We start from the raw sequence: 3,439 nt of genomic DNA on the forward strand, positions 1-3,439 counted from the left end.
CGTTTTAGGGAGGCACACACTATGCAAAAAATATTAGCCATTGCAAACCTTGTAAAGGATTGGCAAATCGATGATATCAAAGACTTAGCAAGTGATTATCAGGTGAAAATGGCGGACGAGTTGACCGACGCAGACTTCCCCAATATTGAAATTCAATATGGCTGGGATGCTGATTTAGCTGAAAAATATGCAGCAAATGGTTATAACAGCCTTCGATGGATCCAAGTCCAATTCGCTGGCATCAATCAATTACCTAAAGAAATCGTCGCTGATGAAAATATTCAAATCACCAACATGAGTGGGATTCATGCGATACCAATCGCAGAGACCGTTTTTGGTTACATCTTGAACTACTACCGGAGTTTACATATTTATAAGGCGCGTGAAGAAAAACAACATTGGGAATATGCCCAACACATGTCTTTGCCTGAAAAGAAAATGGTCGTGTTTGGTGCCGGTAATGTAGGGAAAGAAATCGCCCGTATCGGCCAAGCATTCGGTTTAAAAACTGTTGGTGTAAATACGTCAGGCAGCGATGTAGACTACTTTAATCAAACAGTGAAAACAGCGGAGGGCTTTCAACAAGTGACTGATGCCAATATCATCGTCAACGTCCTACCAGAAAAAGACGCCACACAAAACGTCTTTGATGCTACATATTTCGGTCGTCAAGAAAAACAACCCTTATTTATTAATGTAGGACGTGGGTCAGCCATTGTAGACCAGGACTTAATTGAAGCTATTGATCAAGGTGACATTGCCTATGCATCCCTTGATGTCTTTAGAGAAGAACCGTTGCCAGCAGACCATCCTTTCTGGGCCCATGACAAGATTGATGTGACGCCACATATGACTGGTCAAGTAGAACACTTTGCAATTGAAACTTACAAGATATTCCAAGCTAACTTAACAGCTTACACAAAAGATGGCGATTTATCAGTCAATGTCGTTTCAAAAGAAAAAGGCTATTAAATCACAATAAGTCAAATAGACAATAAAAGCATTTGCTTTCCTAAATCTCGGAATAGCAAATGCTTTTTTGATTTTATTTTGCCTTTATTTAGCGTTTAGCGTAACTGGAGGTAGACCTTCAAATTGGCCAACATAAACGCCTGGTTTAATAACTTTCGGCATATTAACGGCACCTGAAGCCACAAACATGCCCGGCTCAATAGCTTTGCCTGTTTCAGCCAATTTCTGTGCCAACCATTGGACTGAATAAGCTGGGTGACCCATCACCTCTTTTGAAGAACCTTGGGTGTATGGTTGACCATCTACTGTTACTGTCCCCATCACGTCATCAATTTCTTGATAAGTCCGTTTGACGTATTCACCAGCTACTACACCTGCATTGGCTGCCCCATCGGCAATCAATTCAAATTTTGAAATGTTCCCGTACCAATCGTCATACCGGCAATCAGGGATTTCATATCCTGTCGCCACCTTGCATTTAGACATAATGGTTTCCACTGAATCGTCAGACGAAATCCTTTCTTCAGCCTTGAATATGATTTCAAATTCTAACAAAGGACCCATAAATTTGCTCAGGTCCATATCCGAACCCCAGACGCCTTTGTCCGTCATGACGCCGTATAAAGGCGTTGTGGTCTTAAAAAATGATTGCTGAATTTTTGCTGACAAGGAAATTTTATAACCTGCAACTTTTTCACCAGCCTCTTTTCTTAAATCTAACACAGCTTGTTGCACTCGGTAGCCGTCTTCTTCATTGACAATTCCAAATTTCCCGTATTGTACCGGCACTTTTTCATTATCTGCTTGATATAGTGTCTTACTAGCGTGAATAATTTCTTGATCCATCATAAGCTTTTTTCTCCTTATAATTACATAGCGTCTGATGCGCCACCATCAATATTGACAGCTGCACCACTCACATATGAGGCGGCATCTGAAGCAAGGAAGCTAATCACTTTAGCAGCTTCTGTTGTTTCACCAACCCGGCCCATTGGCGTATGTGTATCTTTGGCTTTTTGTTTTGAAAACTCGTCCCAAGTTGGATTATCTGGGTCATTTTGCCACATCTTTTCAACCTGTTCACTGCGGATATAACCAATACATACCGCATTTGCACGAATATTGTATTCACCGTATTCCTTACTCAATTCCTTGATGACAGCTAAACCAGCTGAACGAGCTGGTGAAGTTGGTACAGACTTTGGTCCTGGCGTCTTACCAGAATTTGAAACCACGCTAATAATCGAACCTGAAGCTTGTTTACGCATATAAGGCAATACTTCACGGGTAAAATTGGCCACACCAATAATTTTAATTTCCAGGTCGAATCGCCATGTGTCATTATCTACTTGTTCAAATGAGCCCGCTCTGTGGCCACCCGCATTATTGACTAAGATATCGATAGTCCCGTATTTGGATGCCGTATCCGCAATCGCCTTTTGGACAGCGGGTAAATCTGTGACATCAGCTACTGCGTAATCCACTTCAACCCCTGTCGCTTCTTTAATAGCTGTTTGTGCCTCAATTAATCGGTCTTCGTGGCGGGCTGTAATCACAACTTGTGCACCCTCCTCAGCAAGTGTTTTCGCTGTTTCAAATCCAATACCTCTACTTGCCCCTGTAATGACTGCTACTTTACCTTTTAATCCTAAATCCATCAAAATCGCTCCTTTATCTTTTAAGATCTTATTGATTTGAAAAAAGGCTCCACTCAACTTCCAGACTTTTACTATTCTTCACGACTTTGCCCTCAGCTAATAAAAAAAACGACGGCCGTCAACAGGCCGCCGTTTCATTAGCTAGAGCCCGCTTCACGTGGAAAAGGACTCTCCTAGAGAAGAATCCTACTTAGCTAATAATAATAAATCTTGTTTTGAATTAGATGGAGACGCAACAAATACGCCAGCATGCATGATATATTTGGAAGATATTCTAAATTGGCGCATTGTTGTCACTCCTTTCAAATTGCTAACTACAATTTATCAAAAACAAGATGTGATTGCAAGTTGTTTTTAATTTATTTTTAATTATTTTCTCATTTAAAGTGTGAGAAACGATTTTTTATCCAACAAAAAAAGGAAGTCCGAAGACTTCCCTCTCAGATCTAGATTATTAACCTAAATATTTTTTTGCTACTGTTTGGATTGCATTACCATCCGCTTGACCTTTAAATTTGGCCACAGCAGTTTGCATGACTTTACCAAAATCCTTCATAGATGTAGCGCCAACTTCGTCAATGACTTGTTTGACACCCTCGTCTAATTCAGCTTCTGATAATTGTGCAGGCAAGTATTCTTCGATAATCGCAATTTCAGCAACTGCGTTATCTGCTAATTCTACATGGTCTGCTTGACGGAACTCTGCTTCCGACTCTTTTCGTTGCTTCAACTCGCGAGCCAAAAGTTCAATTTCTTCATCTTCAGACAATGCACTTCCCTTGTTAATTTCAGCATTTTGAACTGCTGCT

4 protein-coding genes are annotated in these 3,439 nt (G+C 40.7%); 1 reads left to right on the forward strand and 3 read right to left on the reverse strand.

What is annotated here, in order from left to right:
- The first annotated feature begins 21 nt into the window (after positions 1 to 21).
- On the forward strand, positions 22 to 972 hold the full coding sequence (locus ACRCJ0_RS10770) for a phosphoglycerate dehydrogenase (protein WP_431390434.1): 951 nt from the start codon (positions 22 to 24) through the stop codon (positions 970 to 972).
- A gap of 84 nt (positions 973 to 1,056) precedes the next feature.
- Here the strand turns inward: ACRCJ0_RS10770 and ACRCJ0_RS10775 are convergent, their stop codons facing one another.
- From ACRCJ0_RS10775 to ACRCJ0_RS10785, 3 genes are all read right to left on the reverse strand, one after another.
- Positions 1,057 to 1,821 (reverse strand): 2-keto-4-pentenoate hydratase, encoded by a 765-nt coding sequence (locus ACRCJ0_RS10775; protein WP_026466012.1) that lies wholly within the window; start codon positions 1,819 to 1,821, stop codon positions 1,057 to 1,059.
- Positions 1,822 to 1,841: 20 nt separating this feature from the next.
- On the reverse strand, positions 1,842 to 2,630 hold the full coding sequence (locus tag ACRCJ0_RS10780; protein WP_419985796.1) for an SDR family NAD(P)-dependent oxidoreductase: 789 nt from the start codon (positions 2,628 to 2,630) through the stop codon (positions 1,842 to 1,844).
- A gap of 454 nt (positions 2,631 to 3,084) precedes the next feature.
- Positions 3,085 to 3,439 (reverse strand): GatB/YqeY domain-containing protein (locus tag ACRCJ0_RS10785; protein ID WP_431390435.1); only part of this gene is annotated, 355 nt, incomplete at its 5' end.

This window comes from Aerococcus sp. L_32 (assembly GCF_050689315.1).